The sequence below is a fragment of the Photorhabdus akhurstii genome (assembly GCF_019090985.1).
GTDB lineage: Bacteria > Pseudomonadota > Gammaproteobacteria > Enterobacterales > Enterobacteriaceae > Photorhabdus > Photorhabdus akhurstii.
The window spans coordinates 2,355,700-2,379,440 of record NZ_CP020335.1; the positions used below are offsets into that span (position 1 = coordinate 2,355,700).

22 protein-coding genes, 1 tRNA gene and 2 pseudogenes are annotated in these 23,741 nt (G+C 39.7%); 12 read left to right on the forward strand and 13 right to left on the reverse strand.

Going from position 1 to position 23,741, the window contains the following annotated elements; all coding sequences use genetic code 11:
* Window positions 1–16 precede the first annotated feature (16 nt).
* The 4 genes from B0X70_RS10310 to uvrY all read right to left on the reverse strand — a co-directional run bounded on the left by B0X70_RS10310 (window position 17) and on the right by uvrY (window position 3,324).
* Window positions 17–92: transfer RNA gene (locus tag B0X70_RS10310), tRNA-Gly, on the reverse strand.
* Between the two features lie 144 nt (window positions 93–236).
* On the reverse strand, window positions 237–785 hold the full coding sequence (pgsA, locus tag B0X70_RS10315) for a CDP-diacylglycerol--glycerol-3-phosphate 3-phosphatidyltransferase (protein ID WP_036775416.1): 549 nt from the start codon (window positions 783–785) through the stop codon (window positions 237–239).
* Window positions 786–842: 57 nt separating this feature from the next.
* Window positions 843–2,675 carry an excinuclease ABC subunit UvrC gene (gene uvrC, locus B0X70_RS10320; protein ID WP_217471452.1) on the reverse strand — a complete coding sequence of 611 codons (1,833 nt, stop codon included), beginning with the start codon at window positions 2,673–2,675 and terminating at the stop codon, window positions 843–845.
* Window positions 2,659–3,324: a UvrY/SirA/GacA family response regulator transcription factor gene (gene uvrY, locus B0X70_RS10325; protein WP_036775516.1), complete on the reverse strand. Its 666-nt coding sequence runs from the start codon at window positions 3,322–3,324 to the stop codon at window positions 2,659–2,661. The genes uvrC and uvrY overlap by 17 nt, the downstream gene beginning before the upstream one ends.
* Before the next feature lie 434 nt (window positions 3,325–3,758).
* On the opposite strand from uvrY, the gene B0X70_RS10330 reads away from it, so the two are divergent.
* From B0X70_RS10330 to phoH, 9 genes and pseudogenes are all read left to right on the forward strand, one after another.
* Window positions 3,759–3,983 carry a DUF2594 family protein gene (locus B0X70_RS10330; RefSeq protein WP_036775413.1) on the forward strand — a complete coding sequence of 75 codons (225 nt, stop codon included), beginning with the start codon at window positions 3,759–3,761 and terminating at the stop codon, window positions 3,981–3,983.
* A 575-nt stretch (window positions 3,984–4,558) separates the two neighbouring features.
* Complete coding sequence (locus tag B0X70_RS10335; protein WP_217471453.1) at window positions 4,559–4,987, forward strand: universal stress protein; 429 nt, start codon at window positions 4,559–4,561, stop codon at window positions 4,985–4,987.
* 308 nt (window positions 4,988–5,295) lie between these two features.
* Window positions 5,296–5,733, forward strand: coding sequence for a universal stress protein (locus B0X70_RS10340; RefSeq protein ID WP_036775410.1), 438 nt, complete (start codon window positions 5,296–5,298; stop codon window positions 5,731–5,733).
* A gap of 366 nt (window positions 5,734–6,099) precedes the next feature.
* Entirely contained in the window at window positions 6,100–6,795 is a 696-nt protein-coding gene (gene aqpZ / locus B0X70_RS10345; protein WP_040152613.1) for an aquaporin Z, read from the forward strand.
* Between the two features lie 369 nt (window positions 6,796–7,164).
* Window positions 7,165–7,935 carry a phage tail protein gene (locus B0X70_RS10350; protein ID WP_217471454.1) on the forward strand — a complete coding sequence of 257 codons (771 nt, stop codon included), beginning with the start codon at window positions 7,165–7,167 and terminating at the stop codon, window positions 7,933–7,935.
* 21 nt (window positions 7,936–7,956) lie between these two features.
* Entirely contained in the window at window positions 7,957–8,583 is a 627-nt protein-coding gene (locus tag B0X70_RS10355; RefSeq protein ID WP_040152618.1) for a tail fiber assembly protein, read from the forward strand.
* A gap of 236 nt (window positions 8,584–8,819) precedes the next feature.
* Window positions 8,820–9,726 (forward strand): annotated as a pseudogene (locus B0X70_RS26085) (phage tail protein).
* A gap of 367 nt (window positions 9,727–10,093) precedes the next feature.
* The gene (locus B0X70_RS10365; RefSeq protein WP_418889067.1) at window positions 10,094–11,077 is read left to right on the forward strand and encodes an endonuclease; all 984 of its coding nucleotides are present in this window, start codon (window positions 10,094–10,096) and stop codon (window positions 11,075–11,077) included.
* A gap of 562 nt (window positions 11,078–11,639) precedes the next feature.
* Entirely contained in the window at window positions 11,640–12,431 is a 792-nt protein-coding gene (gene phoH, locus B0X70_RS10370; protein ID WP_046395189.1) for a phosphate starvation-inducible protein PhoH, read from the forward strand.
* Between the two features lie 374 nt (window positions 12,432–12,805).
* Here the strand turns inward: phoH and B0X70_RS10375 are convergent, their stop codons facing one another.
* The 7 genes and pseudogenes from B0X70_RS10375 to B0X70_RS10405 all read right to left on the reverse strand — a co-directional run bounded on the left by B0X70_RS10375 (window position 12,806) and on the right by B0X70_RS10405 (window position 18,630).
* Window positions 12,806–13,147 carry a helix-turn-helix domain-containing transcriptional regulator gene (locus tag B0X70_RS10375; protein ID WP_217471715.1) on the reverse strand — a complete coding sequence of 114 codons (342 nt, stop codon included), beginning with the start codon at window positions 13,145–13,147 and terminating at the stop codon, window positions 12,806–12,808.
* 7 nt (window positions 13,148–13,154) lie between these two features.
* A pseudogene (locus B0X70_RS10380) lies at window positions 13,155–13,497 on the reverse strand (type II toxin-antitoxin system RelE/ParE family toxin).
* Window positions 13,498–13,887: 390 nt separating this feature from the next.
* Window positions 13,888–14,721, reverse strand: coding sequence for a siderophore-interacting protein (locus B0X70_RS10385; RefSeq protein WP_036814199.1), 834 nt, complete (start codon window positions 14,719–14,721; stop codon window positions 13,888–13,890).
* A 138-nt stretch (window positions 14,722–14,859) separates the two neighbouring features.
* The gene (locus B0X70_RS10390) at window positions 14,860–15,948 is read right to left on the reverse strand and encodes a histidine kinase (protein ID WP_229000842.1); all 1,089 of its coding nucleotides are present in this window, start codon (window positions 15,946–15,948) and stop codon (window positions 14,860–14,862) included.
* A gap of 208 nt (window positions 15,949–16,156) precedes the next feature.
* Window positions 16,157–16,315: a DUF2474 domain-containing protein gene (locus B0X70_RS10395; RefSeq protein ID WP_071647063.1), complete on the reverse strand. Its 159-nt coding sequence runs from the start codon at window positions 16,313–16,315 to the stop codon at window positions 16,157–16,159.
* Complete coding sequence (gene cydB / locus B0X70_RS10400) at window positions 16,296–17,303, reverse strand: cytochrome d ubiquinol oxidase subunit II (RefSeq protein ID WP_040152628.1); 1,008 nt, start codon at window positions 17,301–17,303, stop codon at window positions 16,296–16,298. The genes B0X70_RS10395 and cydB overlap by 20 nt, the downstream gene beginning before the upstream one ends.
* On the reverse strand, window positions 17,293–18,630 hold the full coding sequence (locus B0X70_RS10405; RefSeq protein ID WP_040152629.1) for a cytochrome ubiquinol oxidase subunit I: 1,338 nt from the start codon (window positions 18,628–18,630) through the stop codon (window positions 17,293–17,295). Before B0X70_RS10405 ends, cydB begins: the two co-directional genes overlap by 11 nt.
* Window positions 18,631–18,761: 131 nt before the next feature.
* On the opposite strand from B0X70_RS10405, the gene B0X70_RS10410 reads away from it, so the two are divergent.
* From B0X70_RS10410 to vapC, 3 genes are all read left to right on the forward strand, one after another.
* On the forward strand, window positions 18,762–20,189 hold the full coding sequence (locus B0X70_RS10410; protein WP_217471456.1) for an aminotransferase-like domain-containing protein: 1,428 nt from the start codon (window positions 18,762–18,764) through the stop codon (window positions 20,187–20,189).
* A gap of 162 nt (window positions 20,190–20,351) precedes the next feature.
* Window positions 20,352–20,582, forward strand: a complete 231-nt coding sequence (vapB, locus tag B0X70_RS10415; protein ID WP_110090524.1) for a type II toxin-antitoxin system VapB family antitoxin — start codon at window positions 20,352–20,354, stop codon at window positions 20,580–20,582.
* Window positions 20,582–20,989 (forward strand): type II toxin-antitoxin system tRNA(fMet)-specific endonuclease VapC, encoded by a 408-nt coding sequence (gene vapC, locus B0X70_RS10420; RefSeq protein WP_040152635.1) that lies wholly within the window; start codon window positions 20,582–20,584, stop codon window positions 20,987–20,989. The genes vapB and vapC overlap by 1 nt, the downstream gene beginning before the upstream one ends.
* Before the next feature lie 84 nt (window positions 20,990–21,073).
* Here the strand turns inward: vapC and B0X70_RS10425 are convergent, their stop codons facing one another.
* The gene (locus B0X70_RS10425) at window positions 21,074–21,916 is read right to left on the reverse strand and encodes a hypothetical protein (RefSeq protein ID WP_040152636.1); all 843 of its coding nucleotides are present in this window, start codon (window positions 21,914–21,916) and stop codon (window positions 21,074–21,076) included.
* Window positions 21,917–22,334: 418 nt separating this feature from the next.
* On the reverse strand, window positions 22,335–23,141 hold the full coding sequence (locus B0X70_RS10430) for a hypothetical protein (protein ID WP_217471457.1): 807 nt from the start codon (window positions 23,139–23,141) through the stop codon (window positions 22,335–22,337).
* Window positions 23,142–23,741 lie beyond the last annotated feature (600 nt).

The window sequence follows — 23,741 nt, forward strand, 5'->3', positions numbered from 1 at the left end:
ATCCTGACCAGTAACTTGGAGCGGGAAACGAGACTCGAACTCGCGACCCCAACCTTGGCAAGGTTGTGCTCTACCAACTGAGCTATTCCCGCACCGCTTTGAACTGGCTGATTTACTTATTTGTTTTCGTAAATCTCATGTGCCGTTCGATGCGTTGCATTCTACTTACTTCACGTATCGAGTCAACACAATTATTGTTACGCTGTGTTTGTTCGATGGTTTTTACGTCATTTCGATCAAGCTTCACGCAAATCAGACCAGGCCGCGTTTACATATTGAAACATTGACCAAAATGTCATCACCGTGGCAACATAAAGTAATATGAATCCGCCCAATTCGAATTCAAAATTAGGGCGCCATAATAAAGCAACTAACGCCGCCATCTGCGCTGTCGTTTTTACCTTACCCATCCAAGAAACGGCAATACTACTGCGTTTGCCTAATTCGGCCATCCATTCTCTGAGAGAAGAGATGATAATTTCACGCGCTATCATGGTTGCTGCGGGGAGGGTTATCCACCACGTATGATAATGCTCGGAAACTAAGACTAATGCGGCAGCAACCATGATTTTGTCCGCGACAGGATCAAGAAATGCGCCAAAGCGGGTTGTCTGCTTCCAAAGGCGGGCGAGAAAGCCGTCAAACCAGTCTGTCGCCGCAGCGACAATAAAAATTGTGGCACAAACCATCGGCGCCCATGTAAATGGCAAATAGAATGCCAGGACAAAAAATGGGATCAGGGCGATACGAAATAGAGTGAGCCATGTTGGTATATTTAATTGCATAGTGCTTCTTAACTATCTGGCTATAGTGGAATTTATAAGTATGGTGCATCAATGTACTTAGTGTTTCAATGCATTATAAATTTTTTCTGCTAATGCATAAGAAATAGTCGGTACTTTTGCGATCTCTTCGACACTTGCGTTGCGTAAAGGCTGCAAACCTCCCATATATTTCAGTAACATTTGTCGGCGTTTGGGGCCGACTCCTTCAATAGATTCCAGTGTACTGGTGTTTCTAACTTTAGCTCTGCGCTGGCGGTGCCCGGTTATTGCATGATTATGTGATTCGTCACGAATATGTTGAATTACATGCAGAGTGGGAGAGTCCGGCGGTAATGCGATACCTTTATCCTCCGTCGTGAAAAATAGTGTTTCAAGCCCAGCTTTGCGATCACTGCCTTTGGCAACGCCTATCAATTGAGGGCGCGTTTTATCCCATCCAACATCAAGAGATTGAAAGACATCTATTGCCTGAGCTAATTGCCCTTTACCTCCATCGATGAAAATAATGTCGGGAATTTTTGACTCATCTAATGCTTTTCCATATCGACGGCGTAATACTTGATTCATGGCAGCGTAATCATCACCGGGAGTAATACCACTGATATTATAGCGCCGATATTCGGAACGTAGTGGGCCATTGCTATCAAAAACGACACAGGATGCAACAGTTTGTTCCCCCATAGTGTGACTAATATCAAAACATTCCATTCTCTGAATTTTTGCCAGCTTAACCAATTTGGCGAGAGAGTCTAATCTTTGATGAATGGTTGATTGTTGCGATAAGCGGGTAGTTAGGGCGGTGGTTGCATTTGTGCGAGCAAGTTTCAGATAACGGGCTTTGTCTCCACGAGGGCGGGTTTGAATATGAATTTTCCGCCCGGATATTTCAGATAAAGAATCAGACAAAATATCTTTTTCCGGCAGAGTAAAATCCAGCAAAATTTCTGAGGGCAAAGTCCGATTCTGGCTGCCCTGTAAATAAAATTGGCCAAGGAATGTTTGTACAATCTCATCAAGCTTTGTCCCTGTCGGGACTTTAGGGTAATAACTCCGGCTGCCCAGTACTTTGCCTTGACGTATAAACAGTACGTGTAGACAAGCCATACCCGCTTCAAAGGCAACACTGATAACATCCAGGTCATCGTCTGTTCCTGAAACAAATTGTCTTTCAGTGACCTGACGAACGGCCTGGATTTGATCACGATATCTTGCAGCATCTTCAAATTTCAGTTGCTGGCTGGCTTGTTCCATTCGGTTAATTAATCTGGTTAAAACTTGCTGATCTTTGCCTAAAAGGAACAGACGAATATAATCAACTTGTTGCTGATACTCTTCTTCACTTACTAGCCCGTTAACGCAAGGCCCAAGGCAGCGGCCAATTTGATATTGCAGGCATGGCCGCGAGCGATTGCGGTAGACACTATCCTCACATTGTCGGATAGGAAAAAGTTTTTGCAGTAAGATTAATGATTCTCGTACTGCATGAGCATTTGGAAACGGGCCGAAATATTCACCTTTAGAATGTTTAGCTCCCCGATGCATTGCCAGCCGTGGGTGTTTATCCGCGCTGAGAAAAATGTAAGGGTAGGATTTGTCATCTCGCAGTAAAACGTTATATCGGGGCTGATAGAGCTTAATGTAATTATGCTCCAATAGCAGTGCTTCTGTTTCGGTATGCGTGACAGTAACATCTATTTGAACAATATTTTTAACCAGAGATTCGGTTTTACGACTGGCGACCTGCGCACGAAAGTAACTGGCAAGCCGTTTTTTTAAATCTTTGGCTTTACCAACATAAATAACCGTACCTGAGGCGTCATACATACGATAAACACCAGGCTGACTGGTTACTGTTTGTAAAAATGTTTTTGAATCAAATTGTTCCGTCACTATTTAATAGACTCTCTGTGTCAAATAGCCCATAACGTATTGCCATATGTGTTAATTCTACATCACCGCTGATATTGAGTTTACTAAACATCCGGTAACGATAGCTATTGACGGTTTTTGGGCTAAGATTAAGTTGTTCAGAGATATCACTCACTTTTTGTCCTTTCGTGATCATCAGCATAATCTGTAATTCACGATCAGACAGACAACTTAATGGATTGTCTTTCTGTGGACTAATTTGGCTAAGGGCCATCTGTTGAGCAATATCGGGAGCGATATAACGCTGGCCGGCATTAACTGCGCGGATTGCATTAATCATGTCCTGAGGGGTAGAAGCTTTACTGAGATATCCTCTGGCGCCGGCCTGCATCACCTTCATTGGCAAAGGATTTTCAGTATAGATAGTCAACATGATGACTCGGACATCGGGACAATAACGCAGGATTCTTTTTGTTGCCTCCAGGCCGCCCATGCCTGGCATGTTCATATCCATTAACACGATATCTACTTTATTAGCCCGGCACCACTTTATCGCTTCTTCACCACAGTTAGCTTCTCCTGTTACTGTTATCCCTTTTACGTCATCAAGAATACGTTTTACACCAACCCTGATCAGCTCGTGATCATCGACTAACAAAACATTTATCAAAAAAGTATCTCCAACTGGCTCTATGCTCATACATGAGCTTCATTGACATTGCTTGTGTATTGAATTTGTTTCAAAAGAGTTAACTTCAATTGTCTATTTTTTGACTTTTAGTAAAGATTATATAAAACAATAGAATAGATAAATTATCCTAAAAGTTCATCAGGAATGTGAATATTATACTTATCTCTTCCAAAGACAAAAGAGAATTATTTTATACGATGACAAGTACTGTTTATTTGTAATGGGAATATTCTGCCTATTCTGATTATGATGAAATTAATAACTAAATAAATATTTATAAAATAAATGGTTTTAACAATAATTTAACGCTTTTTGGCGTAGATCTATTTGGAAAATGTATAAAAATAGGGGATGAATTATGTGGTATAATTATTATTTTCATAACGTAATTAATACGTAAACGGGTAACGACTATGAATAAAATCGTTTTAATTCCTTCATCCGATACTGAAACTCTGGCAACAGAGGTGACATGTTTGAAAGTTCTGTTGGCTTCCATTCTTAAAACTATGGGGCAAGCTCATGCAGGGAAAGTTGTACTGAATTTGGAGCGTGTTATTGCAGAAATGGGAGATGAAAAACAGGCTAAGATATTTGAAAATACGGTTCATCAAATAAAAGCGTTATATCGGCAGTGAGGTAGGTCTCAGGGGTTAATGTTATTGCCCCTGTACATCCCACTTTTGCTACAGGTTGAAATGAACAGTATTTATTTTCATAATGTTTTTTTGTAAAATATATTATTATGCGCATTAAATTAGTATAACTATATGAAACTAAAGATGTAATATAAACAAATTAAAAATAATATTAATTGTCCGGTTATAGAGAAAGGGGCGCTAAGGAGAATGATTTGTGAAAAATCTTTAAATTATAATTGTTATTTTATCGTTATATACAGAATGATATATTGAAAAAAGGTATCAATTAACTTTTTCTTTTGCAGATAAGTAATGTAATCATCATTGATGACAAACAATAATAGATTCATTGTTATGATAATGATTAGTTTTTACTTTTATAAATGTTAATTCTATGTGAATGGTATGGGTGATGTCTTTATATCGATATGAAATATAAGTGATTTTCTTGATTTTTATCATTGCATCTATATAGTTGAATAACTCATAGTAATTAACAGGATATAGAGTATACTAAATGTAGTAGTCTGGTTTGGTATGTAAATGTGGTATGTAAATATAGGAGCGTGCGTATGTACAAAACTATTTTAGTACCGGTAGATATTTCAGAAGATGAACTAACGAGTAAAGCGGTTAAGCATGCACTGTCTTTGGCGAAAAAAACAGGTGCGAGGCTCCATATTCTTCATGTACTGCCAATTTCATCAGCAATTGTTAATGCATATTCGTTGGGATATGATGAAATTAAGGATAAAGCGACAATTAAAGCCGAAGATGATTTGAAAACGCTGCTTGATACCATCGATTTTCCTGATGGCAGGTTATCCTATTCCATTGCATTTGGGTCGCCAAGAGATGAAATAACATCAACAGCGACAGAAATTAATGCTGATCTTATTGTTATTGGCTCTAGAAGGCCCAATATTACAACGCACTTGCTAGGATCTAATGCATCTGGTGTTGTTAAATATTCGACAACATCTGTTTTGGTTATCAGATAAGGTAATTGAAACGTAATGGGAGAGATTGGCTAGCCATCTTCGGATGGCTTGCTAGATAACTTATCCGGTAAATATTTTATTGCGATATATGGGGTATTTTTGGAAAGTGTGTTCTTTATTACCTTGGGGCTTGTTGTAACGCCTTTCATTCATCGAATATTGCATAAGTGGCATCTTGACTCTGAGTGATTGAAAATAGAGCTATACCGTAATTTATTTGATTTAGTTAAACAACTCACAACAAATAATGGAGTATTTTATATACTCATTAAAGTAGTTAGGTTTGGTATATAAATATAGGAGTGCGTATGTACAAAACGATTTTAGTACCGGTAGATATTTCAGAAGATGAATTGACCGATAAAGCGATTGCACATGCAGAGTATTTGGCGAAGTTATCTGATGCTAATATACATCTTTTCCATGCCGTTCCTGATATATCAAGATTTTCAATTAGTTATAGTTACCAATATGACTTGCTCAACTCTTTTGCCAAGAAATCTATTGCAAGATCAGAAGAGGAATTGTCAAAAGTGGCTGAGAAAATAGACTTGCCAAAAGAGCGAGTCTCTTTCTCCGTAGCCTTTGGCTCACCGAGGGATAAAGTATTATCGACAGCAGATGAGATTAAAGCAGATTTAATTGTTATTGGTTCCCGGCGACCTAATATTTCCACCCATTTATTAGGTTCAAACGCTTCAGGGATTGTCGGATATGCAAATATTTCAGTTTTGGTAGTCAGATGAATGATTTGTTCAGCAGTGAAAAAACCAGTTTTCACATAGTACTCGTTGCTTAATAGGTATTATGTTATTCAATACTGACGTGATAATCCGGTGCAGGTATTTTGCATCGGATTTTTCTATTGTTAAAACAGAATATTGAACTTATTTTGGCGATAATTGATTTTAAGTTATCCATTTTTCACCGAAAAGTTGATCTGTACAGGATAGATGTTGCTTTAAATCACGGTTTGAAGTGAATATCAGGCAAAGATACCACAAAAATCAGTGGCTTATACGGTTATAGTAAAAATAAGCATGATTTTAATTTATTGGCTATAGTTAATTTCAGCAAGGTGACTCGTTTTGATAACTGGATGAGGACAAAACATGTTAAGAAAATTAGCAGCTGAATTGCTTGGAACTTTTGTTCTGGTTTTTGGGGGATGTGGTAGTGTTGTATTCTCTGCTGCATTTCCTGAATTAGGGATTGGTTTTGTCGGTGTATCTTTGGCATTTGGTTTAACAGTATTAACGATGATATATGCTGTTGGGCATATTTCTGGCGGGCATTTTAACCCCGCTGTAACAATTGGTCTTTGGGCTGGTGGTCGTTTCAAGGCAGTAGAAATTATTCCTTACATTATTTCTCAAGTTATCGGTGGTGTTCTTGCCGCGGCAGTATTATATGTTATTGCCAGTGGGCAGGTAGGTTTTGATGCGACTACGAGTGGCTTTGCATCAAATGGTTTTGGCGAGCATTCACCGGGTGGATTCTCACTTCAATCAGCTATTGTGGCTGAAATTGTTTTAACGGCTATTTTCTTAATTGTCATTATTGGCGTGACAGATAGACGAGCACCTCCGGGTTTTGCGCCATTAGCAATCGGTTTGGCGTTGGTTTTAATTAATTTGATTAGTATTCCTATTACCAACACGTCAGTTAATCCGGCACGAAGCACGGCTGTTGCTATATTCCAGAATACCTGGGCTTTAGAGCAGTTATGGTTTTTCTGGGTGATGCCGATTATTGGTGGGATTGTTGGCGGGGGAATTTACAGATTATTTTTCGCTGAAAAACAATAATTTTTACTGGTGAGTTACCTTGCTTAAGGCCACGCTGTAGTGTGGTCTTTTTTGTCATTGTTATTTTTTCGTCTGTTTTAATAAAGGTAGGAAACATTATCATGAAGATTTGCAGTTATAAATGGCAAAGATAAGGTAACAGATGACAAATGCAAATAAATCTGGATGTATTTTATTGCAATGTGTTGGAGTGTTGGATGATTTATTACTGCCAATTATATAAAAATAATTAACCCTATAAGTTATAAAATAAATTTCATTATTCTTTTCCTGAACTAGACTATAATTAGCGTCAATTGATAGAGGCTATCTGTACGATTATTTAATATATTGATTACTGGATGATATTATTGAATGTAAGAGGAGTATATGAGCCAAAAAAATGATTTTAAAGCCTTTTCTATTAGTGATAATGCTAATGTAGTGAGTCAAGAAAAATATGAAGAAAGTCAGAATCTAAGAACGGGATTTCCACCTGAGAATGTTTCTACTCATGTATTAAATAAGGTATTACGTCAATCCTCAACAATAGCATCTGTTGTGGCTAATTTTATTGCGACACAATCTGGTGAGGATGTACTGGATGATGGTGATATAGCTAAGCTTACTGTGCGATTCAATAGCGCTTTAGATAAAGCTTTAGAGCAGAAAGTTTCAAATATTTCCAGCACCCCTGTTGGCTCTCCTATTCCTTGGCCGTTGCCTCATCCACCTTCCGGTTATTTCACTTGTAATGGTTCCGCTTTTAGTCGATCACAGTATCCGAAGTTAGCAGAAGCTTATCCTGACAGCAGATTACCTGATTTAAGAGGCGAGTTTATTCGTGGCTGGGATGATGGGCGTGGTGTTGATAATGGTCGTGGAATTTTAACTCATCAGAGGGATGCTATTAGGAACATTATTGGTAGTGTAAGCGGACGAACTGTTGGAGTTTCATCACGTATGTTCAGTACCGCCGGTGGTGCTTTTTATACTTCGGGAACCGACCCCAACAGTCATTTTAATGTCGGTACTACATATGAATCTATGGCCCAGGATCGATTTAGTGAATTGGGAATCGATGCTTCTCGCGTTGTACCTACTGCGAATGAAAATCGTCCCCGTAATATCGCATTTAACTATATCGTAAAAGCAGAATAATATCGTAAAGGCAGAATAATAATGACACAAGAAAATATCTTAGATACTAAAACCGCTGTATTAGGTGAAGACGGATTAGCAATTCAAGCCGGCTGGATAAAAGTTTATCATGTTAATCCCTATTCGAGAGAATTCTCTGGCTCTGATTTAGAATATGTTGCGGAAGGTGTAGGTGTGTCAGCGCATTCTTATTTAGACGCGCCAGACCTTCCCGATTCTGATGATATGGCTGTGCGTCGCAGCGAGGACGGAAGTTATTGGGAAATTGTCCCTGACCACCGTGGAAAAATAGCTTACAACACGCAAGCAGGCGCACAGGAAGAAGTGGCTGCACTGGGTGAATTACCAGAAACATTAACATTCGAGCAACCGTCCACCGATTTTGATCAATGGGATGGTGAAAAATGGGTAACGGACTTTGAAGCTCAAAAAGTCAGTCAAATTGAGCAGGCAGAACAACAACGTGCTATTTTCCGTCGGCAAGCTGAAGATGCCATCACTGTATTGCAATATGCGGTTGAAACTGAAATGGCATCGGAAGCGGAAAAAGCGCTATTGTTAGATTGGAAAAAGTATTTGGTATTACTGCGTCGGGTTGATGCTTCATCGGCGCCAGATATTGATTGGCCTGAACAGCCGCAAGAATAATATCATTAAAGTTTTATAATCCTCAGATATTAACAAAGCACTGGTTTTTTATCAGTGCTTTGATTAAATAAATTCGTATAAAAGTCCATATAAAAATGAACTCTGATTCGTAAAGTTAATCTGGTTATCGATTTTAGATTTATTTTCGCCAAAAGTGGAGGGAGGTTAATAAGGATATTTTAAGATGTTGAATATTTTTGACTATAAATAAGCATTATTTAATTTGGGGAAGGTATATGAGTAAAAATGATTTTAAAGCTTTTTCTACTAGTAATAATGCTAATGTAGTGAGTCAAGAATGATATGAAGAGAGTAGGGATTTACTGAGTGGGTTTCCACCAAATGATGTTCCCACTCATTTGTTAAATAAAGTATTACGTCAATCGTCAACCATAGCTTCTGTCGTGGCTAATTTTATTGTGGCACAATCTGGTGATGATGTTCTGGATGATGGTGATATAGCTAAACTTACTGCGCAATTAAATCGAGCATTAGAACAAAAAATCACAGCAAAAATTCCCAGTGCCTCATTAACACAAAAAGGTATTGTTCAACTTACCGATGTAATTGGTGATAGTGATACATTGGCAGTGACGCAAAAGTTGATTAAGGAAATAGTCAATTCATTAGTTTTGGGACGATAAGAACGCTAAACCAGACGCCAACGGAAACCTCAAGGTAGCCTCCCCGGTAATAGAAATCTCCCCTGATGGCACATTCTCGACTAATGATGAATCCGAAGGTGCAGAAGTAATAAAAGAGAGAACCGGCATATATCGTATATCAAATATCTTGGGCTATAACGCTGATGGTGGTTGGGGGGTGAATGGGGGCATTTCCGTTCCCCGTGACAACAATAATCTCGAACTGATTTTTGTTGATGATCACGTTCAACCTGACGGCTCTATTATCATTGAGACTTTCCATCGTCAACATGCGCATTTACCGGAGAGATTTCAAAATTGGCGACTCAAATCTATTGATGACAATGGCAACAAGATCTTCTATCAAGATGGAGAGCCTTGTGATATTCCCGATTCCTGCCGCTTAGATATTCGGATCCAAATGCCAGAAGATTCACTCTGGAACTTGAAACGAAAGAAGTTACAGGAAGAAATGGAGAGTACCGGCGCTTCTAGGTAATAAATGCTTCTGGTAGTAAATTGCAGTAAGACGGGGCCATATATCGGCCCTGTATCTTAAGCCGATGTTGAACATCATTCTCTATTTTTTCATGTCGGTGGTGAGTGATATAACCGCTTGTTTTTGAAACATATGGTTTATATATCGATCTCATAATACCCGATTAATCATTCCACAATAATGGAATAACTGCCATCTTGTGATATCTCAACTTGTTCATTGAATAGCCTTTCTTTTTAAAAGAGAAGCTAAGAAGAAATGCAAAGAAATAATATTTGTCTTATAGGTCGATTATGAGGCAACATAAAAGCGTAAAATCAGAATGATATTTTTGCATAAGTAGGGTTTATCATTGAAACGTAAAGTTATTTTTTGGACAATTCATATTGGGTGTTTCAGTTTAATTGCTCCTTTATCTTCTTTTGCCGCTCCGACCACCTTTGAACAAGCTAAAGTTGAATTGCGTAAACGCATTTACCATGATCAATTTAAGTCAGGAGAAGGGACATTTTATTGTGGTTGCGATTGGCAATGGACAGGTAAGAGCGGTGGACGCGCAATTCTTTCTTCGTGTGGTTATCAAGTCAGGTCACAACAGAATCGAGCTGAACGAATTGAATGGGAACATATTGTTCCTGCCTGGGTTTTTGGGCATCAGCGGCAATGTTGGCAAAATGGAGGGAGGAAGAATTGTGTCTCTTCCGATCCGGTTTTCAGGGCAATGGAATCCGATATGCATAATTTGGCCCCATCAATTGGCGAGGTTAATGGCGATCGTAGTAATTTTGGTTATGGAATGTTACCGAAAAATATGCCAAATGATTATGGTCGTTGTACCAGTAAAGTCGATTTTAAATCTCGTACATTCGAGCCTAGAAATGAAGTAAAAGGGCAGGTTGCGCGGATCAATTTTTATATGCACGATCGTTACAATCTTTCTATGTCCCGTCAACAACAGCAATTATTTATCGCTTGGGATCGTCAATATCCACCGAGTAAATGGGAGCGGGAGAGAGATAATCGAATTGCCGGTATTATGGGACATCATAACCCTTTTGTTACCGGTGAGCAGAAATGGCAATTGTGGCATAAAAACTCCGCTGCGGGCATTCCCAAAACTGAGCAGAGAACAGGGCGGAGAAATAGTCAGGCAGATATCCAGAGACAACGGGTGTTACCTGATGCATCCTCTACAGGATTAATTAAAGGGAATAACAACAGCAAAATCTATCATTTTTCTCATTGTTCAGGTTATAAGGTGATGCAGGAGAAGAACGCGGTCTATTTTAAAACAGAAACGGAAGCAAAAAATGCGGGTTTTCGATTGGCTGGAAACTGTAAGGGTACTTAACAAAACAGATAATTAACTATTTACTCTGTTGTCATCAATAATAATATTGTTGCCATCTGGTGGAGAAGAGTACTTTCAGGTAGTAACTTCTTTGCCGGGTGGCAACTGAATGTATCAATACCATAGTAGCCAAATCAATAATGGCTACTATGATGTTAAGTAATTAGCTTATATTAATGAATGCTTATCATTGTAAATATTAAGTCATATTATTCAATGAATTAAGTTTCTGGCAAAAATAAATAAACGATAATGTCGATGATTTTTAATCAAGAGCTTCTGGCGCGTTTGTCATAACTTAGAAATTGTCATTATACTGTCATAATGATTCGTTAGTTTTCACTAGATAGAAATAATGGTGAGTAACGTTAATGATTGATATTCCAATGATATGTGAACCTGTGGGAGTATCAAAGTCATTAATATATGCGACGGTTTTACCATTGTTTTTCTATGGGGCTGAATAAGCGAAAAGGAGGCGCCTATCTGTTTGAAATAAAGTAGTTATTATATCGGTGATATGACACCGGATGGGTGAAAACAACGATAAGGTGATACTGCTATGAGTAGACAGAAAGCAGTGATTAAATCACGTCGAGAGGCAAAACGGATGATGAAAAGGGATTTGCGTCATCATCAATGTTATCAGGATGATAATGTAACCTCTCTGGTACAACTCGGTGGCGTAGAAGCCATTGGTATGGCACGTGATAACCGGGATACTTCGGAAATTTTGCCACGGACTGAAACGCAATGGCGTTATATGCGCGCAATAAACTATAAAAAATTGATTATTGCCAGTGGGGAGGCGGGCTGCGGTAAGACGTTTATCAGTGCCGCAATGGCTGCGGATGCGTTGATTAATAAGGAAATTGATAGGATCATCGTCACCCGCCCTGTATTACAGGCGGATGAAGATCTCGGTTTTTTGCCCGGAGATATGGCTGAAAAATTTGCGCCCTATTTCCGCCCAGTTTATGACGTTTTATTAAAACGCATGGGAGCATCATTTCTGCAATATTGCTTACGACCTGAAATTGGCAAAGTGGAAATTGCTCCTTTTGCCTATATGCGGGGTAGAACATTTGAAAACGCATTTGTGATTCTGGATGAAGCCCAGAATGTCACTGTTAATCAAATGAAAATGTTTCTGACCCGGCTTGGGGAAAATGTTACTGTGATTGTAAATGGTGATATAAGTCAATGCGATTTACCGGTTGGAGTCGTATCAGGATTGCGTGATGCACTGAAAAGATTTTCAGATGATGAAATTGTCAGTGTTATCCATTTTAATCAAGAGGATTGCGTTCGTTCTCAATTGTGCCAGAAAACGTTATTGGCTTATTGTGAATAAATTGCGGAAATACGCCGTTGAGGACTTTTGTAACAGCGCCTCACGGCGTAATCCTTGATTATTCCGCCTATTTTAAATCCTTTACCTTTATTGTTTAATTCTGGATATGGATAAACTGGTGATATGACCTTAGTGGCGCTACTTTATTTTCCAGTAATGTGGTTCGGAGCGCTTAAACAGGGGAGCTAAACGGGCGTGTAATGTATGCAGCTCCTGTGTCCACAGGGTCAACGGTATTTGCATCGAATCTTTCGCTATGTTGGCGTGAAAACTTGGCGTATTATTACACAACATCTACGGCTGTAGTACTAGGCCGATTTGTGGGGCTGAGGAATGAACCCCCCACAAATCGGCGCTAATAAACCAGCACCATATTAGGAATAGTGGACCGGGGTTAATCTAACTCCCGCTGCACGTGTTATTTCAGTAATAGTGCTCAATGTCGGGTTGCCATTAGCGGATAACGCGCGGTAAATATGCTGTCGGGCAAGACCGGATTTTTGGGCTATCTCACCAACGCCGCCACGAGCCTCAATGATCTGGCGTAATGCAATAAGGAACGCACCAACGCCACCCGGCTCGTAAATGTCTTCTAACGCCGTCTGTAAATAGATTTCAGCGTATGCAGGATCGGCGCGCAACTCTTCAATCATTGCAGTATCGTGATCGATTGAAGCTGGGATATTAGAGTCACCTGCTTCGCAGGCTACTTTCATTTTGATTTTATCTGTCATTTTTTATCCTCACATGAAAATCTTTAAGGTAATTAACGGCTTTGTCTATATCCGTTTGTTGTGAGCCTTTGTTGCCTCCGATGAGTAAGAGGATTATTTGTCCAGCTTCCATCGAATAATAAACGCGGTAGCCTTGCCCGTAATCAATTCGTAATAGCCCAGACACCATCCCTTTCAAATTTGTGATCCCCGAAATTTCCGGCACATGCGCGGGATACTTGAGTGTCAACCTTAGCGGCAGCGCGGGGATCTTTTTTTCTAAGTTTTCTTATCCATTCAGTATAAGGAACTTTTTTGTTACCGTCCTGATAACGTAGTGTTGTATAAGGCATTCAGCTGCCCTCATCACAATGACTTATACTTATTGTCTCTTATAAGTTACATTTCATCAAGCATCCATCATGAATTTTTATATTTTATTCCCCGCAGCAGTTGACCGCGTGGCTTGACTGGAAGCTGAATTGGCGGTACTGCGTGAAATCGTGGGTGAACATGCCCGCCGCGAATAGCAAGGAAAATTTTCATTTTTTTAATTCACGAAAAAATAAATTTGTAACAAAATGTTACAAACTCAAGAGAAATTGAATTATCGTCAATCGCATTTCTTCGATTTTAAAAACCTCGTTTTAAGTGATGTTGCGGATAATATCCGTATCGTTGATTCCCTCACCTTCTAATTTCAGTAAGTGAGGGGATCAAGCGAATATAAATATACAAGATTCTTAATCGTCGCTATCCATCACTTCATGACGCAGGACATGATAACCTTCCTCATCAAAGCCATGTCTCCAGTAAGGAATGGCATATAGCTGGTGGCGTTCATAGCCTTTTTCTCGGCGAATATAGCGACGAAGTTCTTTTACCAGCTTATCTTCACCGGCAAGCCAGAAAGTGACATCTTCTGTTGGTAATGACCAGGATTTGAATTCAGATACGATTTTGTCAGTTATTTCAACATCACCGGTGATCCAGTGAACCGCTATTCCAGCCGGTTTTTTTAATTCCTGAATATCTTGCTCACTTTCGATACGAATAATGATCTGCCCGGTCGCGTCTGGTTTTACTGTTTCTAAGAGCGCGGCAATAGCAGGCAGGGAACTTGGGTCGCCAGCCATATAGTAGTGGCTGACTTTTGGTAGTAATGGATCTGGGCCGCCGGGGTTAGTGATACCGATCCAGTCGCCGATTTTAGCGCTATAAGCAAATTCCACTGCCGGGCCGCCATTGTGGTGTAATGCAAACTCAATATCGATCTCTTTTTGTTCGGTGCGGATGGCGCGAACCGAGTAAGTACGGACAATTGGACGCAGTTCACTCGGTGGCCATATTGGGCCTTCTGGGGATAAAGTCGGTAATACCGGTTTGGTCTGCCCCGGAAGCGGTAAGAATATCTTTAGGTGCCCGCCTTCACATTCAGTGGGATAACTATCCAGACACTCGCTGGTGAAAGTAATGCTGCGCATATTAGGTGTTACATCGAAAATATTTTTTACCTGAACAAGCCTCGGTGGTGCAGGACGGTAAATATTTTTTTCTTCAATTGTGCTATTAGTCACGTAAAATTCCTCTGGAAAATTTACCGAAGGTTATTATCTGATAAAGCCAAAGTTAGTGTAACAGCAATTAGAGAAAATGATAATTATTATCATTCAACAAATTGAGTTGCTGTCGATAATGGGATTTATCCGCCTTTTTCAATCCAGTGAAAATTGAATTTCTACCTCTGTACCGCCATGTTTTCGATTCTTTATCTGTAATTGTCCACCCAGGATAGAAACTCTATCTTGCATAATAGCCATGCCAAATTTGTTTTTATTAGCGGAGTCCAGATTGATACCCTGACCGTTATCACTAACAACTGTAATAATTTTGTCATCAATAGGGTAAATGCGGACACTGATCCAATTGGCATCGGCGTGCTTATAACAGTTGTTTAAACATTCCCTAATGATTTGTATCAAATGCTTGCTGTAACTGTCAGGAATGTGCTGATGTGTCAGGCGATAATTGAATTCAATGTTGAAGCCTAGACGGTGGTTAAATTCATTAATCAAGTCCTGTAAAGATTCTTGTAGATTACATTGAGGTTGTTCATTCCTGAAAGTTGCCAGTAATTCTCTTAGCTGGCGATAGGCAATATTCAACTCATCTTTAATCATATTTAGCGAAGTTAAACTTTGCTTGGGTAAATTATCACTGCCGATATATAGGCAATTAACTTGAATCTTAAGGAAAGAGAGGGATTGAGCAATGGAATCGTGGAGTTCACGGGAAATAGCGGCTCTCTCTGCGGCCAGCACACTCTGATGTTGGCATTGGAGCTGATTTTCCCGTAATAGTTTATTTGTCATTAAAGTTACCACATCTTGAACCAGACTTTTTTCATCGGGAGTAAGATCACTATTTCTGTGTGTTTTTATCCAGAGTGTCCCATAGTTATCAATATTGTCATCTAAATTCCATCTCGTAATAAGCGGCATATCGAAATAGGGGCATTGATGAGGATTACGGAAGGAATATTCTTGTTGTGATGGATAAAAGATGATTTTGGCTTCACAGAAAGGGATCAGGCGATTGAGGTGGGAAAAAATCTCCTGAAGCTTTTCAGGTAGCAGTTTACAATTTTGCAGTTTGAAATGGCTTTGACAGAGAAAATCCAAATAGCCATTTTTTTGTTTCAGGGCGTTAATTTCTGCTTTGTATCTTGCATGTTGCCATTCTTTAATAGGAGCAGAATTATGTACCACTTTTATCAGGAAGTAGACATTTGTAATGCTTAACATTATCAATAACGGTAAAATTAAATCTGGGATCGACGGTTTGTTAATCAATAACAGTATAAAAAGTAAAAATAAATTTATAATAGAGTTGATTACAAACAGTTTTTGATTTTTGAAGATGGAGTTATTTGAGCTTGTTTTCATCAGGCTAAGATTCCGTTCTGCAATACTGATGAAAACTTTAGCTCAATTTATTAAATAGTGTTAATAATTACTTCAATTTCATACCGGCTGCTGTCATTAACAGGCGAAATAGTGTGGAAACAGCAAAAAGAGCCATCACACTGCATAACCAGATCATTGCCATCCAACCTATCCGTTTCCATACAGAAGGGCGTGGCGTGTTTTGATTAATGGTAGCCTTGTTCATGATTAACTTTCCCCCGAAAAACGTAGTAGCTCCAATAGGTGTAAACCAGGATCACTGGGATGATAAGTAGAGCGCCGACCAGCATAAAACCTAAACTTTGTTGTGGCGCCGCCGCCGCTTCGTAGCTAATTGCCGGTGGGATCAAGTGAGGCCAGATACTGATGCCTAATCCACTGTAGCCAAGGAAAACTAACAATAGCGCTGATAGAAACGGTGTGTAATGAGTCTGACGTTTGATTGAATGTAGTAGTTTCCAGCCCGCCCAGACCACTAATAGTGGCACAGGGAGGAAGAACAACAGGTTAGGCAGACTGAACCAACGTGCAGCGATGGTCGGATGAATGAATGGCGTCCATAAACTGATAATGGCGATAACTGTCAGCATCAGAAAAATGAGCGGACGGGCGATACGGTACATCTCTTGTTGTAAGTGACCTTCGGTTTTCATAATTAACCAGCCACAGCCTAACAAGGCGTAAGCAACTACCAGCCCAAAACCACAAAATAAGGGGAAGGGTGAGAACCAATCAAAATAGCCGCCGGCGTAAGCTCGGTTTTCCACCGGGAATCCTTGAATAAAGGCGCCCACCACCACGCCTTGAACAAACGTCGCCATCACAGAGCCGCCGATAAAAGCTTTATCCCAGATATGACGATGCTCAGGCGCGCTTTTGAAACGAAATTCAAAGGCGACGCCACGGAAGATCAGGCCAAATAACATTAATGTCAGGGGAATTGTTAATGCATCAAGTATAACGGCATAAGCCAAAGGGAAAGCACCGAATAAACCTGCGCCGCCAAGCACCAGCCAGGTTTCGTTGCCATCCCACACCGGCGCAACGCTGTTCATCATTAAATCACGATCCTTATCGCTTTTAACCGTGGGATAGAGCAACCCAATCCCAAGATCAAAACCATCCATGACAATGTACATCATGATGCTGAACACAATGATGATGAACCAGATTAACGGCAGATCAATACCCATTGTTTAACTCCTTTTTGGGACCTTTGCGGATAAGTTTCATCATATAGGCGTAACCCACACCAAATACCGAGCTGTAAACCGCGATGAAAAGCAACAAACTGATGCTCATATGAATTTCACCGTGTGCGGATACCGCATCTTTGGTGCGTAACAGACCATAAACGACCCACGGTTGACGGCCGATTTCGGTAGTAAACCAACCGGCAAGAATGGCGATCAGGCCGGAAGGCGCCATCAAGAATATAAAACGCAGGAAGGCTTTTGACTGATAAAGTCGTTTTTTATAGCGCAACCAAAGCCCCCAAAAGCCAGCAACTATCATCAACATACCGAGGCCGACCATCACTCTGAATGACCAGAAAACCATAAGCGCGTTTGGTCTGTCTTCCGGCGGAAACTCCTTAAGAGCAGGAACCTGCTTGTCTATACTGTGAGTCAGAATCAGACTGGCGAGATAAGGAATTTCGACGGCATAACGCGTCTCTTCCCGTTCCATATCCGGGATACCAAACAGGATCAGCGGAGTCGCTTCGCCGGGAAGATTTTCCCAGTGGCCTTCCATTGCCGCGACTTTGGCGGGTTGATGCTTGAGTGTGTTAAGACCGTGAGCATCCCCAATCAATGCCTGTAAAGGCGCAATAATCAGGATCATCCACATCGACATGGATAGCATTTTTTTCATTGCTGTCGAGTCATTGCCTTTTAATAAATGCCATGCCGCCGAAGCTGCAACAAAAAATGCCGAGGCGAGGAAGGCCGCAGTAGACATATGAGCCAGGCGATATGGAAAGGAGGGATTAAATATCACGGCCAGCCAATCGACGGGGACCACCTGATTATTGACAATTTCGTGACCTTGCGGGGTTTGCATCCAACTATTGGAGGCCAGTATCCAAAAAGTGGAGATCAAAGTACCTAGCGCAACCATAAGGGTGGCGAAGAAATGTAATTTTTCACCTACACGATTCCAGCCAAATAACATCACGCCGAGAAAGCCCGCTTCAAGAAAGAATGCGGTCAGTACTTCGTAAGTCAGTAACGGGCCGGTGATCGAACCAGCAAAATCAGAGAAAAAACTCCAGTTGGTGCCGAATTGGTAAGCCATAACCAGACCAGAAACCACGCCCATTCCGAAGTTAACGGCAAAAATTTTCGACCAAAAATGATATAGCTCTTTGTAATCGGTATTCCGAGTTTTCAGCCATAATCCTTCCAGTACGGCTAAAAAACTGGCCAACCCGATAGTAATTGCCGGAAAGATAATGTGAAACGAGACGGTAAACGCGAATTGAATTCTGGCCAGTTCCAAGGCGCTTAAACCAAACATAGTGACCTCTTATTTTTAGTTTGAATAAAGGCAGGAAATGTATACGGGTAAGTAAAGCATGAAAAAAATAACTATAATAGTGACAGTTTTCTGTATATTAACTATAACAGTTTGCGGAGAGGTCTGAATTGATGAAGCGTTATGAACAATTTGCCAGGCAAATTCTTCAACATATCGAAGATGGTACCTGGCTGGTGGGAGATAGATTACCTTCGTTGAGAGAGTCAGTGAAGTTATCAGGTTTGAGTTTAATGACTGTTGTTCAATCTTATCAATTACTAGAGAGTCAGGGATGGATCGTTTCTCGTCCTCAATCAGGTTATTACGTCGCTAAACGTTTGCAACCCTTTGCCGCCGCAAAAGGGGGAAAGCGATTACATTTAAGTGAAAGCGTGGAAATAAGCGCTTCTATTTTTGATGTATTACAGGCGTGTAAAGATCCTGCGATTATTCCGTTTGGTTCAGCATTCCCGGACCCATCCTTATTGATTCAACCTAAACTTTCCAAAGCGTTAGCGGCTGCTGCCAGGCGAATAGCGCCGCATAGCGCTTTAGCCAATTTACCGCCGGGAAATGATAAGTTACGCCGTAACATATCACGCCGTTATGCCATGCATGGTATTCATGTCTCTCCTGATGAAATTGTCATTACCGCTGGTGCGATGGAATCACTGAGTTTTAGTTTACAGTCGGTGACGGAGCCGGGTGATTGGGTGGTGATTGAATCACCGGCTTTTTACGGCGCTTTGCAGGCCATTGAACGTTTGCGTTTGAAAGCGGTAGCCATCAAAACTGATCCACAAAATGGTATTGATTTGGATGCGCTGGAGGAGGTGATTCAGAAATACCCGATAAAAGCTTGTTGGTTAATGACTCACTTTCAGAATCCGCTAGGGGGAACGATGTCCGCTGACAGTAAATTACGGCTGGTGCATATCCTGAACTGTAATCAGGTGGTGCTGATTGAAGATGATGTTTATGGTGAACTCTATTTCGAGCAGCAACGGCCTGTACCGGCGAAAGGGTTGGACAGTGAAAACAACTTTATGCATTGCTCTTCGTTTTCTAAATGTCTGGCGCCGGGATTTCGGGTAGGTTGGGTTGCAGCAGGAAAACATGCCAAAAAAATCCAACAGCTACAAATGATGAGTACCGTTTCTGCCAGCATGCCGACGCAATTGGCAATTGCTGATTATCTTGCGGAGGGGGGGTATGACAACCACTTACGCCGCCTTCGTCGCATATTGGAGCAACGTCAACACCTGATGTTACGAGCGATTGGTGACTATATGCCCGATTCAGTAAAAGTGAATTGCCCTAAAGGCGGCTATTTTCTCTGGTTGGAATTTGAGCCTCTGTTCAATGCACAGCGGCTTTATCAACTGGCATTGGCGGAAGGGATCAGCATTGCACCCGGGAGTATGTTTTGCACTAGCGAACAGTTTAACCATGCCTTTCGTCTGAATGCCTCTTTTGATTGGGATCAGGAAATGGAACGTGCTATGCAGACTTTAGGCAATATTTGTCATAGTTTACTGTCTGAATGTGGAAAGACATAACGATGTGGGCTTCTGGCTATAGTTGTTTAGTGATTTATATAGATAAGAGCAAATACTCTCAGAGTGTTTAATTATGAAAAATTGGGTACATCTTGTTGACATGCTCTTTTTAGTGCTTATCATGGATATACAGTAAGTATATCCCTGTATGAGGAACATTTTATGGTTCAAACAACGGTATTTAAAAGCAATCGTTCTCAGGCAGTCCGGCTTCCTAAAGCTGTCGCTTTTCCGGAAGATGTGAAGTGGGTTGATGTTGTCGCTGTAGGCCATACTCGCATAATCACTCCGGCTGGTGAATCTTGGGACAGTTGGTTTGATGGCCCTAGTGTTACGGCCGATTTTATGGCAGAACGCGAGCAGCCGCCAGTACAAGAGCGAGAGGGATTCTGATGCTGAAATACATGCTTGATACCTGTATTTGCATCTACACTCTTAAGAACCAGCCCCAGAGAGTGCGCGAAGCTTTTCTACTCCATCACGATCAGTTGTGTATTAGCACGGTGACATTGATGGAGTTGATTAAAGGCGCAGAGAAATCGGGAAATCCAGAAAGCAATATGAAGATTATTGAGGGATTCGTTGCTAGGTTGAGGGTATTGGATTTCGACAGTAAGGCTGCTGTGCATGCCGGTCAGATTATCGCAGAGCTTGAACGGGGCGGTTTACGCATAGGGTCTTATGACAATCAAATAGCGGGGCATGCCAGAAGCCAAGGGTTGATTATCGTGACTAATAATGTGCGCGAATTTGAGCGGGTTCCTGGCCTTCGTGTTGAGAACTGGGTCAACGAAAAATAATTACTGTGGTTTATCGCGGATTCAATGAACTTTATGGTGTCCACGACCTTTTTGCAGACACCATTTTGGGGTTATTTCACCACATTATTCTATACAAAGCGCTCTTACATTACTTCCTTTCTTTCTTCGAGTGGTCATACTGTCAATCCAATCTTCTAATGATACTTTCTGTGCTTTCTCGAATGCAGGTCTTACATTTACCCATGATTCGTATCTTAGGTTATATTCTGCTTGTGGCAGGAAGTAATGAGATTTGAATTCGATAAGTCCTTTATCATCTTCGTAAGCGACGATTGAAAACTCAGACCAATATAAGAAGAATGACACGCCGCCTCTTGGTGATGTAGCAAGAACACTTTGTACGAAATTGGATTGAGTTTGTCTTCTACCTGCATAGGATAATGCTGCGATAGCTAATTGTCTCAGCGGGGTTTTCATCTGCTCTTTCTCTTGACTGGATAATCCTAAGAAGTTTTCCAGGAAAGAGTTGATCAAAACATCTGCATCATGGCTTTTTTGAATAACATTTTGTACGCTTGTTGACAGCAAAGAAAGGAATGGAACGCCAGATAACTCTTCTGTAAATGAGAAGAAATTCTTTTTATTACCCTGGCCTTGAGGATCTAAAGGATTATAGCCTGAGACTGCACGGCACATATTAATAACAGTTTGCAAGCCTTCGGTAATGCTTAACGGATTTTTAGATGATGTGGAAGAGTCTTTTGCAAGCTGTGTATAATCTCCTGTAGCTGCGCCATTAGCCGGGCTCTGTACATCGGAATAATCGCCAGCATCAGGAGAATCCATAATAATATTGTCTGAGCGTTCCCAATCGTTAAGGAGTCTTGTTCCTCCTTTTTCAATATGTTCTATCCATTCTTGGGCTTTTTTAACTGCATAATCAGGATTATTTAAGATATGTTCCATGATTTTTATCCTTAATAGATTTATTAAGTTAGGGATTGAATGTTAGGGTACTGTTGAAAATAGGGAACAATGTTTAACCCTATTATTAACAGTGAGATAAATCGATAATCATGTACTTAATATTACTGCTTTTTTAGCTTGGTAATTTTTTTTAAATTTTTGTTAACGAATGTTAAATATATTTTTTTGCAAACTAAGTATATCCATAGATGGATATTTTTCACTATCAAATATTAAGGGTATGTAATTTAACTTATTCCTCACGGATAAATGGTTGTTTATGTGATATTTTCATATATTGTATTTTTATTGAGTTTAATAGTTTTATTGAATAACTATAATGAGAATAATCTCAGAACATATTGGTAATGATGTCATTGATATAAATCAATTAATCTACTTATAGAAAGCTTTCAGTTTATGCTTTCGTTTTGGTTGTCATACAATCGATTAAATATTCTATGGTTATCTTATCTTCTTTCTCCAATACCGATCTTGTCATTTCCCATATTTTCTGGCTGAGATTATATTCTGCCTGGCAAAGATTATAATGAGATGTAAATTTAATCGTACCTTTGTTATCTACTTTCTTTATTGTCAATATGAAAGAATAGAGTAAGAGTGACACTCCATTTGGGGTTTTAGCCAGAGCATATTGTACCAGGTTGGATTTTTTTTCCTTCTGATCGGCATATGATAAAGCGGTATCAATCAACTTTTTCAAATAAATCTTAATGGTAATTTTATCTTGAGGAGATAACCCTTGAAAAACTTTAATAAAAGAATCGATCAAGATATCTGTGTCATGGCTTTGTTGAGTAATCGTACTTTTGTCTGCCCATAGTAAAGAGAGAAAGGGAACCTTTTCTATTTCTTCGGTGAATGCTATGAATTTCTCCGTATTGCCATCACTTTCTGGTTCCAATGGATCATAGCCTGATGCGACTCGACATAAATTGATGATAGTTTGCAGCCCCTCAGTGACACTGACTGGATATTTATTTGATGTAGCTGATTTCTTTGCAAATAGTGTGTATGTATTTGTCGCTGCTACACTGGCTGGACTTTGTATATCAGAAAGATTCTCAATTTCTAGGAAACGAATAAAAATGTTATCTGAATGTGGCTGCGTTTTAGAATATTTTTCTCCTCTGTGCTTAATGTATTCTATCCACTCCTGAATATCTTTAATTTTATGATCAGAATTTTTTAATATATCTTTCATGGTTGCTTTCCTTTGTGGATTTATTAGATAAGCAATTGATTTTTTATTCAACCTGAGTTCTGGGTTCAGAAACTATAATTTATTTTATATCAATAATATATGGCTTTGTTTATGTGATAAACATATGCTCCTGAAAACCGATAACATCTTAATCGATGGATAAAAATATATATCTAATCTTTTAATAATAGTGTAAAAATGTAGTATGTAAAGTCTATTTCAATAAAATTTGTGAGGTTTTTATTGAATAATCTTACATTATACTATTCTACTATTTATTTTTTTATTTTCTAATAATGCATTTTATTATTAATTATTTGTCGATTTATTTTGATTCATATTTATTAGGTGAAAATAATTACAAGTGAAAATTACGATCAATTATATTAACTTATTGGTTGGAATTTTTTTGTTTTATAGTTCATCTTATTTATTCTGTTGCTGGGTGTATGGCATTGCTTAAAGAATATAATGTGGTTTTATTGTGTAGGTAATTATCGGTTCTATTTTTTGGAATGGATTTATTATTTTTGCGAGTTATCACTGTTAAAATTATATTTAATATCAGTATATCTTGATGAAAGATGGGGTAATGATAAA